This window comes from Leptospira langatensis, assembly GCF_004770615.1.
Lineage (GTDB): Bacteria > Spirochaetota > Leptospiria > Leptospirales > Leptospiraceae > Leptospira_B > Leptospira_B langatensis.
Map to the genome: position 1 here is coordinate 516,066 of NZ_RQER01000006.1, position 18,192 is coordinate 534,257.

Sequence of the window (18,192 nt, forward strand, 5' to 3'; positions counted from 1 at the left end):
ATTGAATTTACGGATACTTCAAAAAATATTGGTTACATGAGAAGAAGTATAGGTACGTTAACGTTCATCCTCTTCGTCTCTACAAGCGGCTTAGGAGAACTTTTAGGAGTTACCATCCGCACCGCATCAGGTAGAGTTTTCGAAAAAGTCACCATCCAAAAAGAAACCGAAACAGAGTTAGAGTTCGTGAGCTTGGATGGGGTCATTATTCGAGTTCGAAAAGACAAGATCAAACAGATCACAGAAGATCGTCCGGACACAACTCCTGAGTTGACTACAGACGAAAGCGTTCCAACAGGAGCCGTGAAGCCTCAAACTCCGGTCGATACCTTACCGGAGCATTCTATTCTGCTTTCCCAATCTGTTTCCAACGATGGTGCCTTTCAAGGTTCCGATCTATTCGGGGAACGCCAGGCAAGAAGGAATGGAACCTCTTATAAGGATTTCTACCAAGCCTACTTTCTGACTACGAGCGTAGAACTATTAGGTTTACCTAAAGCGTTTAAACTTGGTTTAACCATGATGAACCCGATGGTAGACAGAAGCAATACGGATTCAGATCTAAGAATGCAATCCACTCCGGGAGGACCGGATCAATCCGATCTAGTAAATAAATCTTTGGCAACCGGACAGTTACAGTATGATCCGAACCAGGTAAAAACCCGCAAAGAGCAGAACGGTCTCTATGATTATCTGTTTACTAGAGCGATGTACGATCATGAGACGAGACTCGGGACCTTCTCCGCAGGTTTCTTATTCATCAACCAAAACCAACCAGGTTATGCGATGAGAGGATATTGGGTGATCGGATGGAAGGCTCCGTTCTGGGAATGGTTGAGCCCTACGATCTCCATTAACAATAAAATGTTAAACGACTTTGGCGGGGTCTTCCAGGGAACTCATAACTATCGTTTGAGCCTAGGCCACGAATTTTTCAAGGGAGAGACTTTCCGTATTACCCCTAGCTTGGTAGTCGGTTATGCAGAAGTGAACGATAATATCGATCGGAAAAAAGGGATCAGCGACGTCAGCCCTAGGCTCCAATTCGATTATGGAAAATTCTTCTTTGCAGCGAATATGATGTACAGGGCAACTCCAGCACTTGTGGATAACGGCACATATACGCCGAATATCGGGATGTATGCGGATAATAATCCGAACGATGGATTGACTGTGGATCCCTCTAAGGCTTTCGGATACAAGAACGAACTGATCGTCAATTACTTGAATTCTTTGTCTACCAACCCGGCAGTGCAAAGAAGCTTAGTGGACCATTATCAACAACAGCATATCGTGCATATGATCTTCTTCTATAATATCGGATACACGATCCGTATTTGAAACAAGATCACATCAAATATAAGAATTGAAGGGTGGCTGCAAGCTCCATGGCCCAAGCCACCCCGATATTAATTATAATTCCTGCATATACCGATCTCGTTCTATAGGAGATCATGCCTAATACGAATCCCCCGAAAAAAGATCCCAGGGCCTCGAAAGAGGGCTTAGTAAAATGCAAAAGCCCGTACAAGAAAGCCATCGCTAAGACCGCAGGTTTACTTCCAAAACGATCCGAAAAAGGCAAAACCATGAATCCCCGAAAGAAAGTCTCGAGGGCTACAAAGCCGAGTGCATACGCAATCTCAAAGACCAGGATCCAAACCATCGGAGGATAATCCAAATAACCGTCCGGCAAGCGATTCGCAAATCGAGGATAATACGCCAAAAAAGAAACGGAGAAGGAAGCAACCAATATCACAGGGATCATCAATCCAAGAAGAAGGATGATCTCTCCCCATTTCGAACCTACATTTAATCCCAAAAATCTATCCGAATCTTTACTTTTCCAGATCCAGAAAAGAGGGATAACCCCATAGATACATACATTGCTCAGATAATTCAAAGACATTATCGCAGGTCGAACGGAAGAAGCTTCCAAGAAGGAAAACACACTAGTATCTTTGAATCTTGCGGAACTTACCAATGCAAGAACGATCACAACTCCCAGGACAAATGGAAATGCACTCTTCCATTCTTTTAGTTTTCCATATAGGGCCAGCGAGATCGGATAGATGATCAGAGCTCCTAAAGAATAAAACAAGAAGAAGAAAAGAAGAAGGGCCTCTTGCTGATCCTTCAAGGTTACGAAGATCGTAGGAACAAAAATAAAACGATAGTTCAAAGCCCAAAGGGTTATAAAAATAAGAAGGACAGCGGCAAAGGAAAACCAATCCCTCTTAGTCTGAAAAAAATCCTTTAAACTTTCTTTCAATAAAGACAAGACCTATCTCCGAAACTCTTATCGAGCTTTATTCGGAGATAATTCTTTTCTTCTACTAGGAGTCCATCGTTTTAGAGGAGACTTTATCTAGAGAGTTTTGCTTTTTCGGGGAATACGATAGAACCGATCCCGAACGATTTCTCGAATTCAAAGATATGAATCTGGTCCGATTTGGGAGGGATCATGGACATTGCCCTTTCCGTCATTGCTGTGATCGATAAGGAGGGATTCACGCCGAGATTCACTGGGATCATGGAGCTATCGCACACTCTCAGATTTCGATACCCGAATACTTTATTCTCGAAATCGATCACACCTTCTTCCGGATCGGAGCCCATCACACAACCGCCCATGATATGACCGGTGATCGGTGCGTTCAAAAGTACGTCGTTCAAAGAACTACGAGGAAATCCTCCGATCTTCTTCGCGATCTTGCGAGCAGTTTGATTTGCGATCGGAATATAAGAAGGAGTCTTTTCTCCTTCGGTTAAGGCCGAGGTCATGGATCTCTCGAAAGGCCAGGCCATTCTTCTTTCACGGACGAGTTTTACCTTATTGTCCAAGGTTTGCATTACGAGAAGGATCAAAGAATTCTTCGCAAAACCAAAAGGCCAAGATGCTTTCAAAAAATATAATGGATGAACAAGCATGGTGAAGAAGTACTTTAAAGAACGGGGAAATTTTCCTCCTCCATCGGTGAGCACGCTCGCTAAGGTCCCAAAGAAATCAGAACCCCTGGAATATCTTACAGGCTCAATATGAGTGTGATCGTCCGGATGAATGGAAGAAGTGATTGCCACTCCTCTGGAAAAATCCACGTCCTTTCCGAATTTAGAAACTGCAAGCACAGTCTCACTATTCGTACGAACATTATCCCCAAGACGAGGAGAAAGACGTGTCATACTTCCATTCTCTTTGGAGCGAAGGAGAAGACCAACTGTTCCCATCACTGCAGCGGATAAGATCACATTCTTTGCCCGAAACGTTCTCTTTGGAGAACCGAACCAACCGGTCGTCGATCTGGTCTTGAGCTCATATCCGAATTTTCCACTGGCATTCGGATCTCTTTCTCCATTTTCATTCAGTGGGACCAGATCAATTGCCTTAGTCTCGGCAAGGACTTGAGCTCCCAACTTCTCTGCAAAGAATAGATAATTTTTATCTAATGTATTCTTAGAATTAAAACGACAACCCACCATACAACCTCCGCAGAAATTGCAGGTAGTTCTCTCAGGACCTTCTCCCTGAAAGTAAGGATCTCGGACGGTTTGTCCGCTCTTTTCGCCAAAGAAAACACCTACAGGGGTCGGAGTAAATGTTTCTCCTCTTCCCATATCTTCTGCGATCTCTTTTAGTATCTGGTCCGATTCGTCCAGCTTAGGATTTTTAGTAACGCCTAACATTCTAGAGGCGACCCCATAGAAGGGAAGCATCCCTTCCTTTCCTCCGATCTTTCGGTAAGTCGGATGATTCAGCGTCTTATCGGAAGGAACATAGAGAGTATTCGCGTAAACAAGAGAACCTCCTCCCACACCTGCGCCGCTTACAAGAAAGAAATCCTTTAAAAGATTCAATCTTTGGATCCCATAAAAACCCAGTCTAGGCATCCAAAGATATTTATGAACGGACCAATTCGTTTTAGGAAAATCTTTAGCAGTCCATCTCTTACCTGATTCGATCACTAACACCGAGTAGCCCTTTTGGCTAAGTCGCATAGCAGAAACACTACCGCCAAATCCGGATCCAACAATGACATAGTCGTAATCAAAATGAACGTTTGTTCTCTCATTCTCGTTCGTCATAGTCAGACCTAAACATATTGATTTATTCCCTCAATCTATTTTCGGACTTGACTCTGACCATACACACTCTTCTACTAAGAATCGTTTTATAACGATCATAATGATAAGGAGACATTCATGCAAGAGTTACCAAGAGTATGCGTGATCGGCGCAGGCTCAAGCGGGATCACTGTTTGTAAATCTTTGCAAGACAAAGGCATCCCTTACGACTGCTACGAAAAGGGGAGTGACGTAGGTGGGAATTGGAGATATAAAAACGACAACGGACTCAGCAATATCTATAAATCCTTACATATCAACACTCATAGAGACAGAATGGAATATAAGGATTATCCGATGCCTCATTGGTATGCGGATTATCCAAACCATGAACCTATACAAAAATATTTCTTGGATTATGTAGATCACTTTGGACTTCGCAAGAACATCAAATTCAAGAATGGAGTGGCAAAGGTAGAACCTCAAGAAGATGGGACCTATCTAGTAGTCAGCGAAAAAGGAGACAGGAATTTTTACGATGCGGTGATCGTAGCGAACGGACATCACTGGTCTCCTCGTTGGCCTGAACCTGATTTTCCAGGCAAATTTAACGGAAAGATAATACACTCACATGACTATGTGGATCCGCAACATCCAATCGACCTAGTTGGCAAGAAGGTAGTCGTGCTCGGAATGGGAAATAGTGCTATGGATATCTCCGTAGAATTAAGCCGTCCCGGAGTCGCAAAGAAAGTATTCCTGAGCTCTAGAAGAGGGGCCTGGATCATTCCGAACTATCTCTTCGGAAAACCTTTGGACAAATCCACCGAAATGATCCCGCCGGGAACTCCATTTTGGATCAAACAGTTTTTGTTTAGCATTATGTTGAAGATCGGAGTGGGCAAGATGGAAGACTTCGGACTTCCTAAACCGGATCATAAACCGGGAGAAGCGCATCCTACCATCTCCCAAGATATTCTAGTTCGCTTGGGTAGAGGAGACATCAAGTACAAGCCCGTAATCCAGGAATACAACGGAAACAAAGTGAAATTTGCGGACGGTTCTGAGGAAGAGATCGATGCGATCATTTATTGCACAGGATACAATGTAAAGTTTCCATTCCTCCATTCGGATTTTATTTCCGCTCCGGATAATTATCTTCCTCTGTTCCATAGGACATTCAAACCGGGACTGAAAAATCTTTTCTTCGTAGGATTGTATCAACCTCTGGGAGCGATCATGCCGCTTGCCGAATTCCAAGGGAAATGGTTAGCGGAATACCTGACTGGAAATTATCTGCTACCGAATTCCGCCGAAATGCAAAGGCAGATCAAAGACTACGAAACTACCATGAAGAAACGTTATGTGTCTTCTGCAAGACATACGATGCAAGTGGACTATGAGGACTTTTTGTATTATATGCAGAAGGAGTTAAAGGCAGGTAAGAAAAGGGCCTCTAAAACCTCTAACTCTCTACCGATCGAAGCAAAGGCAAAGTACAAACAAACTACTAAGTCTTCTTCCAACGGACATGGAAAAGATCTAAGGAAATCCAAGAAGAGTGCTTTGGCAAAAGTTTGAGGGGATCGCTGCCCGAGCCTTATTGTCCCTTCCAGACCCGATCCTGCGGATTTTTGGAAAGGATGTAAAACGCGGACGGATCTTGGATCCCAAGATCCGGGCCGCACTTGTCCTAGCAAAGATCAAACCGAAACCGGAGCATCTTCCTCCACTCAAGGCAAGAGCACTCTTTCGGGACATCATGACACTATTCGACTTGGAGAAGATAGATCTTCCTAGAGTAGAGGATTTTACGATCCCAGGCAATAAGGGTCGCATTCCAGTTAGATTATATTCTTCTAACCAAGGTTCTGCATTAGAACCTTGCCTTCTCTATTTTCATGGAGGGGGTTTTGTGATCGGAGATTTGGATTCCCATGATCCACCTCTTAGGTTCTTAGCAAAGAACTCCGGACACGCAATACTCGCCGTGGACTACGGACTCGCACCGGAGTCTCAGTATCCTTCTTCTTGGGAAGACGCCTTCTCCGCATATAAATGGCTAAGAGAAAACGGAAAAGCGCTCGGACTGGATCCGAAGAAGATTGCAGTGGGAGGGGATTCTGCAGGAGGCAATCTAGCAATTTCTATTTCCACCCAAGCGAAGAAGGAAAAGATCCCTCTTCCCCTTTTCCAATTATTGATCTACCCTTGGATCGATCTGATCCAAGAAAGAAAGAGTGTAGAAGAATTTGCGAATGGGTATGCCTTAACTAGGGATCTATTACGATATTTTAAAAAACATAGCTTACCGAATACGAAAGATTGCACTGACCCGAGAGTTACTCCGTTTCAGCAAAGTTCTTTGGCTCATTCCCCACAAACGTATCTGGTGATTGCCGGCTTCGATCCATTGCAGGACGAAGGCTTAGCATATGCAGAGCTGCTGAAGAAGGCAAAAATCCCGGTAGAACTAAAAGTTTATGAATCCTTAATACATGGGTTCTTTAATCTGGGGAGAGGAGTACCGAAAGCCAAAGCGGCATTATACGATATAGCAAGCTGGATAGAGAAAGGATTCTCCAAGAAATAGATCAATAAGCCTTATAGATCCGATTCGGTTCCGCAAAGATAACGATCCCGGATCGTTTCGCAGCTTCGACAAGGGCTTCCAGCCCAGGATCCTTCTCGTAAACTACGTGATAAATATCGTTTGAAAGATCCTCAATCTTTCGAATGGGAAAATCCGGCAGTAAATCCTTGATCTTAGAACTATTATAACCCGGCTTTAGCTTGATCATATATTCTTTAGGGACCACATTCCTTCTTTCTTGGGAGGGTTTTTTCTTGTCGAAAGGCGACTTACGGTATTCTTGCGCACTCATTACAACCGGAAAGAGAAATGTAATAAACAGAAACCCAGACAATACGGATCTAAAATAAGAAATCATACTCAACCTAAGTAGAAAGCCTCAATGAACAATCCTGGCAATCCTTATCTTTTGACATTCTTTGACCATGAAACGGTCCACTAGGATCCGTTCAGAAGAGGTCCGAAGAAAGGAAAACGAAGGGAAGAATAGAAATTGCTCCGAAAAATTTCGGATTTATTCCCAACGGAAAACAATAGGATCGACAAAAGAAGCTTTCTAACCTCCAATCTCCAAATAAATATCGAAATTTCTTTCCAGGGATTCCGACATACAAGATAGAACGGAAAGGATTGAAATCTCCTTAGATAGAGACTTATGGGCCTAAGAAAGCTTTTTGCATTTGTATTCTTTACTCAACTTTTCTTTTTCTCCACTTCCGTTTTCTCCTTAGGGACTTATTCCGAAGGATGGACCGTCGCCAAGCTAACCCAATTCGAGAGTAGCGGGATCATCTATGAATCCTATGAAGGGGTCATCGAAGTGACCGTTTATGACCCTGCCGAGGAATGCGACATGGCCAGGGACGAGTGCTTTACACCCATGCGTAAGAAAGTACAGGTCAGCGTGCGCCCCGAAAATGCGGATGTTGTAAATTTCTTAAGCAAAAACCTGAACCAAACAATTTTAATACAATTTAATATACATAGGATCAAGCCGGTCGCGCTTTCTACGAGTATCGAGATCGTAGATGCACAATACCAAGATAGCAAGCTTCCGCATACGGAACCTGTAAAAGATCCTAGCGGCAGGCTCACTGTTTGGGTTCACGCGCACGATACGGCCCAACCTATAGATAAGATGACGAGCCGCAAGACTGGAGGAAAAAGGAATTTTTCCGTTACAGGCAGGATTCTCAGCCTCGAATACAAAGGAACAGTTGTCGGGACATACGAAGGCATCTACTTGGACGAATCCAGAGGAAAGGTCCATCCTTTCTCCATCACTTCGGAAGAGATGGCTGAATTCGCATGGAAAGCAATGAAATACAGCGGTAGATATTTTCTAGGAGTTTCCGTTGCATTCGTAGTCGGGGTCCGAGAATCCAACTACGATATCTTCGAGATCAACTTCAGAGAACCTGCGGGAACTCAGTCGAAGTAAACCTAAAAACTAGCTTCAAACCTCGATTTTTTCCCGCTTGACAAAACATCCCAACTATTTCGATGTCTAAATATATATGAAACCCGAGTTCATCATTCATTTGCTATCCAGGACCAGAGATCGGATCCAAAAGCATTTATCTGCCGAGTTTCAAAAGCAGGGGATCCAGGATCTTGTCCCTGCACATGGAGGAGTTCTATTTGCCTTGGGAAAGGGTGGTCCCCTGACTATGAGCGAACTTGCAAAAGGGTTAGATAGAACCAACTCCACAATCACCGCCCTACTAGATAAGATGGAAGAAACAGGCTATATTAAGCGATCCAAGCCGTATGAAGATGAAAGAGTTACTTCTGCGGAGCTAACCGAAAAAGGAAAAGTGACCTTGGATCTCGTCCAAAAGGCATCTAAAGCAACACTTCTTCGTATCAACAAGGACTTGAACCAAAACGAAAGGGAAGAGTTCTTTCGTATTCTAACCAAAATCTATTCTAATTTCGAATAAATATGAGAAAGCGAAAATTTTAATAGTGCACCCATTTATTTCGATATCGAAATAATAAAGGAGGAATTTATGTTTCAAGGGAAGACAGCTGTGATCACCGGATCAGCAAGAGGAATAGGGAAAGCAATTGCGAGAATGCTTTCCGAAAGAGGATGTAAGGTTATCATCTCCGACCTGAACGAATTGGACTGCGAGGCAACGGCCAAAGAACTAAGTTCGAAGAATCACTCAGAAGTTCTTTGGAAAGCTTGCGATGTTATCTCCAAGACCCAGAACAAAGAGCTCGCAGACTTTGCATTGGAAAAAACGGGATCCTTGGATATTTGGATCAATAATGCAGGAGTGGTAGAGGATGACCTATTCTTGCGAATGAGCGAAGAGAAATGGGATAAGGTCCATTCCGTAAATTTGAAAGCAGCCTTTTTCGGAACCCAAGCCGCAGCAAAATTGATGTTAAAGAATAAGAAAGGAAGGATCATCAATATAGGTTCTGTTTCCGGTTTCTATGGGAATGGAGGCCAAGCGAATTACTCCTCTGCAAAGGCAGGACTAATGGCCCTCACAAAATCCGCAGCGAGAGAATTTGCTTCCCGAAATATCACCGTGAATTGTGTAGCTTCCGGTTTTATCGCGAACGATTTCGTAACCCATGTGCCGAAAGAAGTGCAAGAATCTATACTAAATTCTATTCCTCTGAAGATAGACAGAAACCCTGAGGACTCTGTGGCTTCTGCTGTTTCTTTCCTAGCTTCCGATGAAGCGGATTGGATTACAGGTGCAACTCTTAGAGTCGATGGGGGAATGATGATCGGATTCTAAAACCTTCCGTTATTCTTTGCGAGTCTAGGGAATAAACGAAACCTTAGGCTCGCAAAATTTACTTGCCCTACTCAACACCTGCATAGATATAAAACCTGATCTTTTCTCTCCGGAATTTGAAAGAATATGCAAGCTCGCAATAAGTACTGCCTTTATATTGAATCCCTAGGCCCGAAAGACGTATCCGAAAACAAGATCTATCACGACAACGAATACGGTTATCCTCTTCATTCGGACGATGAGCTCTTCGGGAGACTGATCTTAGAGATCAATCAGGCTGGACTTTCCTGGACAACGATCCTAAAGAAGAAAGAATCCTTTCGCAAGGCCTACAAGAATTTCTCGATCTCTAAGATCGCCAAGTTCAAGGAAAAGGATTTCGAAAGGCTCATGAACGATGCTGGGATCATTCGGAACAGGCTCAAGATCAATGCGGCCATCCATAATGCGAACGTCATACTCGGTTTACAAAAGGAATTCGGGAGTTTTCAAAAATGGATCGATTCCCATCATCCTAAAACGAAAGAAGAATGGGTGAAGATCTTTAAGAAGAATTTCGTATTCGTGGGAGGGGAGATCGTGAACGAATTCTTAATGAGTACCGGATATCTGAGAGGTTCTCACGATCCTTTATGCCCGATCCATAAGAAAGTCTTAAAAGCAAAACCGGCTTGGGATCGAAAAAAATAGAACTAGCTTCCGAAAGAATTCTTCTAAACGAATAGAGAAATTAGAACGCAATAGCAAACGACAAGGTATTCGGAATGAACGGATCAATTTCCGGCTTGAAAACGTTAGTTTTCTGCTGGAAGCTTCCTTATCCGAGTAATATAATCGGTTTTCGAACGAATGAAATCCAAATTGTCAATACTCCTACTTTGTCTCTTGGCAATCGGTTCCCCTTTTTTTCTAAAAGCGCAACCGAGCAAGGAGTCCTGTTTGAATTGGGAGAATATATTTCCTAAAGTTGAATCCAGGATGTATTTGGAGATCAGCGATCTAGATCTGATCATAGATCCTCCTTCCGCAGCCTATATGCGAAGTACTCGTGCAGGAGAAAGGGTCCCGATCACAAAAGGCTCTTTCAGCATAGAAAACAACAAAGAAGTACACGTTGCCTTCACATACGATTCTGGAGATCCGGACGAATGTGCTATAACATGCAAGGAACAGGCCAAATTCATTCACACTTCTAAAGATGCAAACGAGGTCTATGATTCCTGTGTTAAATCCTGTAAAGATAATACCAACTCAAAGTATGGAAAGGATCAATTTAAACTCCCTATCTGGTTCAGGATCTATAGAGACGAGTCCGATCAGATCCGCGTAGATTCCATTTTGTACAAGGATCCGAATCCTGTTCTAGGAAGATTCGCATACACATTCCCCCATTATTTTGCGGGAGACTTAGTGAAGTGTTCTGCCCATGTCTGGGACTTCGGTGCTAATTGATAAGACTCGATTTTTAAACCGCAGGATCTAGGGAGAGAAGTTCTTTTTCTAAGCGGTCGATGTACTTCATATTCCCCGACATGCCATAGAGCTGCAAGGCACCTTGGTAATAGAATAGGATCCTTTCCGAGATCTCCCTTGCCTCTTCCTCGCTTAGCTTCTTCTTAGAATTCATTTCCGCATTTCGGATATAGATCTCGAATTCATCCACCCATCTATCCAAAGCCAATTTTACAAAATCTGCAAGTTCTGGTTCGTCATGGGTCTGGTTAGAAAGATTCGCATATGGACAACCGTAATGATACGAACTTCGCAGTCCGCGGCGCAGCACCCTCATCCATGACTTTACGAAATCGGAATATTTCTTTTCACGAGCCATCACCTTCTTCGCAGGACCTAGAATAGAATCTTCCTGATCCATTAGGTACGCCTTTCCCAGATCCTTTTTAGATGGATAGTGAATATAGAGGCTCTTCTTAAAGGCCCCTGCCTCTTCGAGGATCTCGTTTATTCCCGTATTCGGATAGCCCTTGGCATAGAAAAGCCTGGAAGCGGCTTTTAATATACGTTCCTTTGCTGGATCTTCCGGTTGGATGCTGTCCTTTTTCACAAGCATGGGGCTGGCTCTTTTTTCTAATTCGATCTTAATTATGGTAGACAGGTTTGTCTACCATAATTTATCCTGGAACCAGCAGGTAGACTGATTGGTCCACCGGAGGATTTTATGAGGCTTATGGAAGAATCCCAAAAGACAATAAGCTCCCTTTCCCTACCGGTCCGCAGAGCGGATTTGGATATTAACGGCCATGTGAATAACGGAACCTACCAAAGTTATCTGGCAGAGGCTCGGATTAAGGCTTTTGCAGAATTGAAACAGCAGGGTGAATCTCAGATCCTGGAACCAGATCGTCTAGCGATTCGTCGCTGCGAACTAGAATACAAGGGTGAGCTAAAGTATCCCGAAGAAGCGCATATTACGACAGAAATCACACGTTCCAATCCGGAATCCACCGAGATCGTTCAGGACATGTACCGCACCTCCGACTCAAGCCTGGTTACCAAGGCCCGCTTTATCCTGGGGCTTCCGGGAGAAGAGAAGGAAGTTTTCTTTAACGAAGAGAATTATCCGTTTGCCTTTTATCATCCGATCAGTGTGCGCTGGGCGGAGTTAAATCCGGAAGGGGTTGTGAATTTAGATACGATCCAATATTATCTGGACGATGCAAGGATACGCTCTTCGTATCAATGCGGCTTAGATCTTGAAGGACTCAGAGCAAAAGGAGTCGGCCCTGTCGTTTATAAGGCGGAGCTAAATTACTTCGACACGATGACATTTCCGAATGAGTATGTGATCGTTACCTCTTATCTCAGATCCGAGAAGAATCGGCTCGCGTTCTCTCATGATATGTTTTCTAGATCCACAAAGAAACTGGTCGTCTCTTCTTTGGTGCACGGGCTTTTTATGGACTTAAAGAGAAAGAGACCGCATCAATTTACGGAAGCAGAAATGGAGAAGATATTCCACACTAAAACGACACCCATTTTCTAAAGAATAAGTATTTGAAAGTTTTCTTATATTCGGAGAGGGTTCTCTTGCATGAGATTCGAGCATTGGAGCCCTCTTCATTTTACTATTCTATTACTGACCTTTTTTCTAAGCGTTTGCCTGCCTCTCTATGTCCGAAAGTTCGTATCCCTAAAAACTAGGAATTATATCGGCTTCTCCCTAGGCACGATATTGATCCTGAACTATGTAGTTTATATTATCTATAGAGCTGAAGCAGGACTTTGGCATTGGCGTTACGATCTGCCGATGGAGTTTTGCAATTGGTCTGCTATTGTAACCTCCCTCGCACTCTTTACCAGAAATCGAACTCTTGCAGAACTTTCTTATTTCTGGGTCATGGCTGGATCTTTTCAAGGAGTTCTAACTCCCGATCTTTCCGTTAGTTTTCCCCATATTTACTTTTTCATATTTTTCATCGCCCATTCGGGGTTGGTGGTCTCTACGTTATACGCAGTATTTGGTCTTGGTTTAGTACCGAGAAAAGGAGCAGTTATTCGGTCTGTTCTTTATAGCCAGGTCTATGTGGTAGTCGCTATGGCCCTGGATTTTCTTTTAGATGCAAATTACGGTTATATGCGTTATAAACCGTCTTCCGATTCGGCCTTGGACTTCTTGGGCCCTTGGCCGATTTATATTCTTTGGATGGAGCTACTCGGGATCCTTCTATTTACCTTGCTCTATCTTCCTTTTTGGAGAAGGAACAAAGAAAATTAATATTCGTATTCTATCCTGTCGACTGCTTCTACCGGAATGATCAGATTTCCTTCGGCTTTTAGAACGATAAAGAAATTATCCTGCTGATAGATATAACCTGTTTCAGAAGTCCCGTCTTTCATATGAAGGACTCGGATTTCCTGAGGTTGGCTCTTTTCTTTCAACAACTCGATCGTTGAGGTTTTATCGATCTTCTTGACCAAATTCATCAGAAGTTCTTTTTCTTTCAGGTCTTTCGTCGGAAAGCGCACCATGGTAGAGAACTTCTTCTCCAACTCGGCTTTTTCCTTTGGTAAAATATCTTTTAGGGAATTTTTAAGTTCACTAGGAACAGCTTGAGAACCGGCTTTAGGTAGAGCGTCTATCTGAGATTTTAAGCTCTTGATCAATTCCTCATCTAGTTCTAGATCAGGTTTCCGATTTTTGCCGACACGGATCGCGTCTTCTATCTTTCTCAATCCCTCGATCCTTGCCTTGCTCAGACCTGGCCAAGAGATCTGACGTCCTGCATCGATAAGGACTTGCTGCTTATCAAACAAGTTCGGATATTCTTTTTGAAGAAGTTCCAACTCTTTCTTGCTAACTACAGAAGAGAGCGATTCCCAAAAGACCGCGTCTCCGGATTCAAGCCTCACTCTTCCTTCTAAGACCTGAACGGATATGAAATGATTGGAGCGATTCCTATCCAAGGAAACCTTGGTACCTTCTAAGGTTAATTTAAAATCGGTCGCGGTAATAAATACGCTCTCTGAATTCTTAGGTCCGAGGCTATCCAGGAGTAGGCCACCATAACCCAGATTGATATGGATCTCTTCCTCGTTATGTTCTGCGATAAAATCCGTTTCCGGTAAGGCACGAACAGTTGCGCTTTTTCTTCCTTCTAGTTGAATATCACAGACTGAGAATTTTCCGGATCGAATTTCCTTACCGGTGATGTCTTGTCCAGGTTCTAGCTTTTCTCCGTTAGAAGAACAATCTCCATAAGATTGAGTGAATATATTTGCCGGTTCTTGTTTTGCAAAAGGGTTTCTTGCCAAATAGAATCCAATGGACAATAAGATCAATGCCGCGGCGCCCACGAGTAGCACTGACTTAGGGAGGAATATTACCTTTCTCCGTGCAGTATAATTCGGCTGAAGCTCCCGATCCGAAGCCTCAACGATCGAGTTTTGGAGCTTACTTTGGATGCGAGTGATCTGACGATATTCTTCGGCCTTATCAGGATCATGGAGTACAAACTCCAATAATCTCTTTTTGCCGGCAGCATTGATCTCGCCGGAAATATAAGATTCCAGAAGTTCTTCGAAACTTTTAGTCTGTTCTGTGTTCAACGACATCTTACAGTCCAATCCCTTCTGACTCGAGATAAGTGCGTAAAATCCTAAAAGCGCTTAACAAGCGACGACTTACGGTTCTCTCCGAAATCCCCAAAGCCTCAGCAGTTTCTCTCAAGGTCTTCTTTTGGATCTCTTTCAATAGTATTATGCTTTTTTCCGGCTCAGGTAGACTGGAAACTCCCTGTTTCAACGCGGAGCTGATAGAATTTTTTTCCAGATCTAGGGGATCCTCATGGTTCCCGTCGGATAATTCCGGAAAGTTCTCGATATTGATAGAAACATTCCCGAATTCCTTCTTTGTACGATTAAAATGTTTAAAGTAAAGATTTTTACCGATTGTGCAGGACCAAGAAGAGAAACTTCCACGATTCGGATCGAATCGGTCCATGACCTCGAATGCTTTTAAAAAGGTCTCTTGGGTTAAATCCTCTGCGATTTCCGGATTTCCGGAGAGTTTTAACAGGAAATGGTAAACAGTATTCTTGCATGACTCATAGAGTATGGAGAATTCCTGTTGCGAAAGACCTTGCATTTTCCTCAGATGCGGGTGAAAAGCCGCGTTTCTGGCTAATCTTTATAAGACATTGGTTATACGGAAGCAAAATTCCGGAGTCCGCTTTTAACCCTTCTTTGACTTTTTCTTGGGGGAAGCGACCTTGAGGCTTTTCGGGTCAGCACCCTTAATTAGGTTTAAAGTAGGAACAGTCATATTTCTCAGATATACTTCTAGATAGCTTAGGAATTCGGGTTCATCCTTATGATCGTTTAGATAGGAAAGGATCGTTCGGATGACGGGAGACTCGATTAGATCCCCCAACACGTTTTCTTGAACAGGCTTCTTATTATCTTTAGGAAAGAACTGCTTTATCTCTATCTGATAAAAGCTACACATCCGGATCAGGTCCCCTCCGAGTATCCTGGATGTTCCTCTCTCTACTTTTCCCAATAAGTTTGGATTGAAAGGGACCTTGAATTCTTTCTCGAGTCTATCTGCAAGTTGTTGCAGAGAAAGGCCTTTCTGGGTCCGGTGAAAGCGCAAGACTTGGCCCAGCTTTTTATATATTTCTTCCTCGGATTCTTTTTCCATACTTGAGACGCTTGATAAGTGTCTAGAATGGAATGAGATCTCTCCAGCAGATCCGCTTCGAATCGAATTCCGGTCGAACCTTCTCCTAAGAAGGCTTTCGAAAAATTTTTCAATCGATTACAGTAATAATATTACTTAAATAATATAATAAGTAACTTAGGGAATGAACCTCTTTTATAGAAAAACCTTCGTTCCTAAAACCAAGGAGTTCATTCCCCAGGAGGGAAAATTTCCGGAATATTTCGTTTCGGATTCAAAATTTCCATCGGAGAATTGTTATATAGTTTAGAATGAAAATAAATACGGAACTAGTCGACCGAATTACGGCCCATCCTTCCGTTTGCGGAGGAAAACCGGTTATCCGCGGAACCTCAATCCGAGTTTTAGAGATATTGGATATGATCTTCTTAGGATTTGGACACTCGGATATTATCAGGGAATATCCGAATCTTACTGTGGCTGATATCCAGGCTTGCTTGGAATATGCATCACAAAGATTGCATTCTCCGATCTTGGATCGGGCAACGAAAGAGATAGAGGCTATCGAAACAGAAAAATCTAAATTAAAAGCTTCTTAAATAACCTTTGGGAAGAAGGGCGAGCGGCTCAAACCCGCTCGCCTAAGATCGGTCCTCCGACCTTCTGCATCATTCTCTCCTTGGTGAGGATCAGATCCTCTCTGTTGTCTGCGGCCATTTCAGCCGGTCCGTCCAAGTAGATGGCACCCTTAGGGCAAGCCTCTTCGCACATTCCACAGAATATACAACGCAATAGATCTATTTCGAACTTCTTCGCATACTTATCTTCCGGATGAAGATGTTGTAGTTCCGGAGTTACATGTCCCGCTTCGATCTTGATCGCATCCGCAGGGCAGATCCACATACAACAGAAGCAACTGGTACATCTTTCTCTTCCCAGTTCGTCTCTCTTCATGGTATGCATTCCACGGAAGCGATTAGAGAATTTCCTTCTCTTCTCCGGAAACTCTAGAGTGACTGCGCCTCTTAAGAACGCAGCCTTCACAAAATGTTTCAGAGTGATCCAAAGACCCTTTCCGATGGAATAGAAGTATAGCTTTTGATACCAAGCCAGCTTGTGCTTTTTGGCTACGTTGACTATATTAACGGTTCCCAATGGCTGCCTCTCTCGGATTGGAACGCAATTGTCCAATCTTGTTCGCTAGTGTTTGGAAGATCTCTCCGGTACTCAATAAGCCTTTCGGAGGTTCCATGGAACGATTGAAATTCTGGACCCAACCCTTCTTATTCGTAAAGCTTCCGCTTTGTTCCGAATATGCTTTGATCGGAAGAGAATATTTCACCTTAGAAACTTCTTCGGTTTTGTTCGTTTCTAATAATACCACAGATTCGAGACGGGTGTTAGCTACTATTTCTTCTACTTTTTCCTTGATCACAAATACCAGATCGTATTCGCCTTTGGAAATGGAGGAACGCAATGCTTCGATCCCTTCTCCCGAAACAAAGCCGGCTTCGGTTACGCCTTTCGTATTCGGTCTCTTATCGGTTGTAAATTGGAAGTCTAGTTGTTCCGGTTCCTTGTACTGCTCGGAAGAAACTCTTCCTTCGATCACAAATGGAACTCCGAATTGTGCTAGGGACTCTCGGATGGATTTCAGATTTTCATTGGATTCGTGAGCCCCGCCGACAACTGCGATCTTCTTCGCATTAAGAATTCTTTCGGAGATCTCATCCAGAACAAGCGAACTAACACTCGCTTCTCCATCCTTATGATACGCAAAAAGCCTGTTGGTATTCAACCAATCCACGTCGAATCTACCCTTATCGCAAAGGAAGTATTGGTCCTTCTCCTCGTCAATGCGAGGCATATACCGATACATCTTATTGTCTCGCACATTCGTGAAGGTCTTGCATCCGGTGCTACATCCTGGGCATACGGATTCTTCGGATTTATACCACCAAACCCGGGACTTAAACAGAGTTTTATTATTTAACAATGCTCCTACGGGACAGATATCCGCGAGAGCTCCTTGGTAATTATGCTGGATGGGCTGGTCTTTTGCCAGGCCGATAATGGAATGATATCCTCTTTCAAAGAGACCTAGATTGGATTCTCCTACCATCTCTTCTTCGAATCGAACGCATCTATAACATACGATGCATCGATTATGATTGATAATTAGGTTTGCGCCGATCTCTTCCTGAGGAATATTCCGTTTTTCTAATGTAAATCTGGAATTGCCTTTTCCTTCCTTAAAGGAATTGTCCTGAAGTTGGCATTCTCCCGCTTTATCGCAGACTGGACAGTCCAGAGGGTGATTTGCAAGAAGGAACTCCATCGTTCCCTCGCGTGCTTCCTTGACCCTATCGCTCTTGGTTACGATAGAAAGTCCTTCAGTAACCTTCGTATTGCAGGCGACCTGCAAGCGAGGCACGCCTTCTATTTCGATGAGGCACATGCGACACATGCCCACCACTGATAATTTCGGATGATAGCAGAAGAAGGGAATATCCACGCCCACATCTTTGGCTGCGGATATTAAATTCTTCTTCTCGTCGACCTCGTATTCGATCCCGTCTATCTTTATCTTGACCACTCGAACCTCCGTTTTCTCAGAAAAGCCAGGCGCCTAATCTCAA

20 protein-coding genes are annotated in these 18,192 nt (G+C 43.4%); 11 read left to right on the forward strand and 9 right to left on the reverse strand.

Going from position 1 to position 18,192, the window contains the following annotated elements; all coding sequences use genetic code 11:
- Nucleotides 1-36: 36 nt before the first annotated feature.
- Entirely contained in the window at nucleotides 37-1,341 is a 1,305-nt protein-coding gene (locus EHO57_RS11630; protein WP_135644555.1) for a hypothetical protein, read from the forward strand.
- Nucleotides 1,342-1,348: 7 nt separating this feature from the next.
- On the opposite strand, the gene EHO57_RS11635 is transcribed toward EHO57_RS11630, so the two are convergent.
- A complete protein-coding gene (locus EHO57_RS11635; protein WP_135644553.1) occupies nucleotides 1,349-2,281 on the reverse strand; it encodes a type II CAAX endopeptidase family protein in 933 nt (310 codons plus the stop codon).
- Between the two features lie 83 nt (nucleotides 2,282-2,364).
- Nucleotides 2,365-4,083 (reverse strand): GMC family oxidoreductase, encoded by a 1,719-nt coding sequence (locus EHO57_RS11640; RefSeq protein ID WP_135644551.1) that lies wholly within the window; start codon nucleotides 4,081-4,083, stop codon nucleotides 2,365-2,367.
- Nucleotides 4,084-4,200: 117 nt separating this feature from the next.
- On the opposite strand from EHO57_RS11640, the gene EHO57_RS11645 reads away from it, so the two are divergent.
- A complete protein-coding gene (locus EHO57_RS11645) occupies nucleotides 4,201-5,643 on the forward strand; it encodes a flavin-containing monooxygenase (RefSeq protein WP_135644549.1) in 1,443 nt (480 codons plus the stop codon).
- Complete coding sequence (locus EHO57_RS11650) at nucleotides 5,624-6,655, forward strand: alpha/beta hydrolase (RefSeq protein WP_135644547.1); 1,032 nt, start codon at nucleotides 5,624-5,626, stop codon at nucleotides 6,653-6,655. Before EHO57_RS11645 ends, EHO57_RS11650 begins: the two co-directional genes overlap by 20 nt.
- A gap of 1 nt (nucleotide 6,656) precedes the next feature.
- On the opposite strand, the gene EHO57_RS11655 is transcribed toward EHO57_RS11650, so the two are convergent.
- On the reverse strand, nucleotides 6,657-7,013 hold the full coding sequence (locus EHO57_RS11655) for a hypothetical protein (protein ID WP_135644545.1): 357 nt from the start codon (nucleotides 7,011-7,013) through the stop codon (nucleotides 6,657-6,659).
- A gap of 297 nt (nucleotides 7,014-7,310) precedes the next feature.
- On the opposite strand from EHO57_RS11655, the gene lsa26 reads away from it, so the two are divergent.
- The 5 genes from lsa26 to EHO57_RS11680 all read left to right on the forward strand — a co-directional run bounded on the left by lsa26 (nucleotide 7,311) and on the right by EHO57_RS11680 (nucleotide 10,869).
- On the forward strand, nucleotides 7,311-8,096 hold the full coding sequence (lsa26, locus tag EHO57_RS11660) for a surface adhesion protein Lsa26 (protein WP_135644543.1): 786 nt from the start codon (nucleotides 7,311-7,313) through the stop codon (nucleotides 8,094-8,096).
- 76 nt (nucleotides 8,097-8,172) lie between these two features.
- Nucleotides 8,173-8,598: a MarR family winged helix-turn-helix transcriptional regulator gene (locus tag EHO57_RS11665; RefSeq protein WP_135644541.1), complete on the forward strand. Its 426-nt coding sequence runs from the start codon at nucleotides 8,173-8,175 to the stop codon at nucleotides 8,596-8,598.
- Between the two features lie 69 nt (nucleotides 8,599-8,667).
- Entirely contained in the window at nucleotides 8,668-9,417 is a 750-nt protein-coding gene (locus EHO57_RS11670; protein WP_135644539.1) for a glucose 1-dehydrogenase, read from the forward strand.
- A 126-nt stretch (nucleotides 9,418-9,543) separates the two neighbouring features.
- Complete coding sequence (locus EHO57_RS11675; protein WP_135644537.1) at nucleotides 9,544-10,107, forward strand: DNA-3-methyladenine glycosylase I; 564 nt, start codon at nucleotides 9,544-9,546, stop codon at nucleotides 10,105-10,107.
- A gap of 249 nt (nucleotides 10,108-10,356) precedes the next feature.
- Entirely contained in the window at nucleotides 10,357-10,869 is a 513-nt protein-coding gene (locus EHO57_RS11680; protein ID WP_246050659.1) for a hypothetical protein, read from the forward strand.
- 13 nt (nucleotides 10,870-10,882) lie between these two features.
- Here EHO57_RS11680 and EHO57_RS11685 read toward each other — a convergent pair whose 3' ends face one another.
- Nucleotides 10,883-11,485: a TetR/AcrR family transcriptional regulator gene (locus EHO57_RS11685; protein ID WP_135644533.1), complete on the reverse strand. Its 603-nt coding sequence runs from the start codon at nucleotides 11,483-11,485 to the stop codon at nucleotides 10,883-10,885.
- A gap of 117 nt (nucleotides 11,486-11,602) precedes the next feature.
- On the opposite strand from EHO57_RS11685, the gene EHO57_RS11690 reads away from it, so the two are divergent.
- Together EHO57_RS11690 and EHO57_RS11695 are read left to right on the forward strand one after the other, a co-directional pair.
- Nucleotides 11,603-12,418 carry an acyl-CoA thioesterase gene (locus EHO57_RS11690; protein ID WP_246050661.1) on the forward strand — a complete coding sequence of 272 codons (816 nt, stop codon included), beginning with the start codon at nucleotides 11,603-11,605 and terminating at the stop codon, nucleotides 12,416-12,418.
- A gap of 48 nt (nucleotides 12,419-12,466) precedes the next feature.
- Nucleotides 12,467-13,150 carry a YwaF family protein gene (locus tag EHO57_RS11695; RefSeq protein WP_135644529.1) on the forward strand — a complete coding sequence of 228 codons (684 nt, stop codon included), beginning with the start codon at nucleotides 12,467-12,469 and terminating at the stop codon, nucleotides 13,148-13,150.
- On the opposite strand, the gene rsx is transcribed toward EHO57_RS11695, so the two are convergent.
- The 3 genes from rsx to EHO57_RS11710 all read right to left on the reverse strand — a co-directional run bounded on the left by rsx (nucleotide 13,147) and on the right by EHO57_RS11710 (nucleotide 15,574).
- A complete protein-coding gene (gene rsx, locus EHO57_RS11700) occupies nucleotides 13,147-14,487 on the reverse strand; it encodes an LIMLP_03685 family anti-sigma factor (RefSeq protein ID WP_135644527.1) in 1,341 nt (446 codons plus the stop codon). The two genes, EHO57_RS11695 and rsx, sit on opposite strands and share 4 nt — an antisense overlap.
- Nucleotide 14,488: 1 nt before the next feature.
- Nucleotides 14,489-15,019 carry an RNA polymerase sigma factor gene (locus tag EHO57_RS11705; protein WP_135644525.1) on the reverse strand — a complete coding sequence of 177 codons (531 nt, stop codon included), beginning with the start codon at nucleotides 15,017-15,019 and terminating at the stop codon, nucleotides 14,489-14,491.
- 87 nt (nucleotides 15,020-15,106) lie between these two features.
- Nucleotides 15,107-15,574, reverse strand: coding sequence for a helix-turn-helix domain-containing protein (locus EHO57_RS11710; protein ID WP_246050663.1), 468 nt, complete (start codon nucleotides 15,572-15,574; stop codon nucleotides 15,107-15,109).
- A gap of 290 nt (nucleotides 15,575-15,864) precedes the next feature.
- Here EHO57_RS11710 and EHO57_RS11715 point away from each other — a divergent pair, with 290 nt between their 5' ends.
- Nucleotides 15,865-16,152: a DUF433 domain-containing protein gene (locus EHO57_RS11715; RefSeq protein ID WP_135644522.1), complete on the forward strand. Its 288-nt coding sequence runs from the start codon at nucleotides 15,865-15,867 to the stop codon at nucleotides 16,150-16,152.
- 28 nt (nucleotides 16,153-16,180) lie between these two features.
- Here EHO57_RS11715 and EHO57_RS11720 read toward each other — a convergent pair whose 3' ends face one another.
- The gene (locus tag EHO57_RS11720; protein ID WP_135644520.1) at nucleotides 16,181-16,708 is read right to left on the reverse strand and encodes a NuoI/complex I 23 kDa subunit family protein; all 528 of its coding nucleotides are present in this window, start codon (nucleotides 16,706-16,708) and stop codon (nucleotides 16,181-16,183) included.
- Nucleotides 16,695-18,149, reverse strand: a complete 1,455-nt coding sequence (locus EHO57_RS11725; RefSeq protein ID WP_135644518.1) for an NADH-quinone oxidoreductase subunit G — start codon at nucleotides 18,147-18,149, stop codon at nucleotides 16,695-16,697. The genes EHO57_RS11720 and EHO57_RS11725 overlap by 14 nt, the downstream gene beginning before the upstream one ends.
- Nucleotides 18,150-18,192 lie beyond the last annotated feature (43 nt).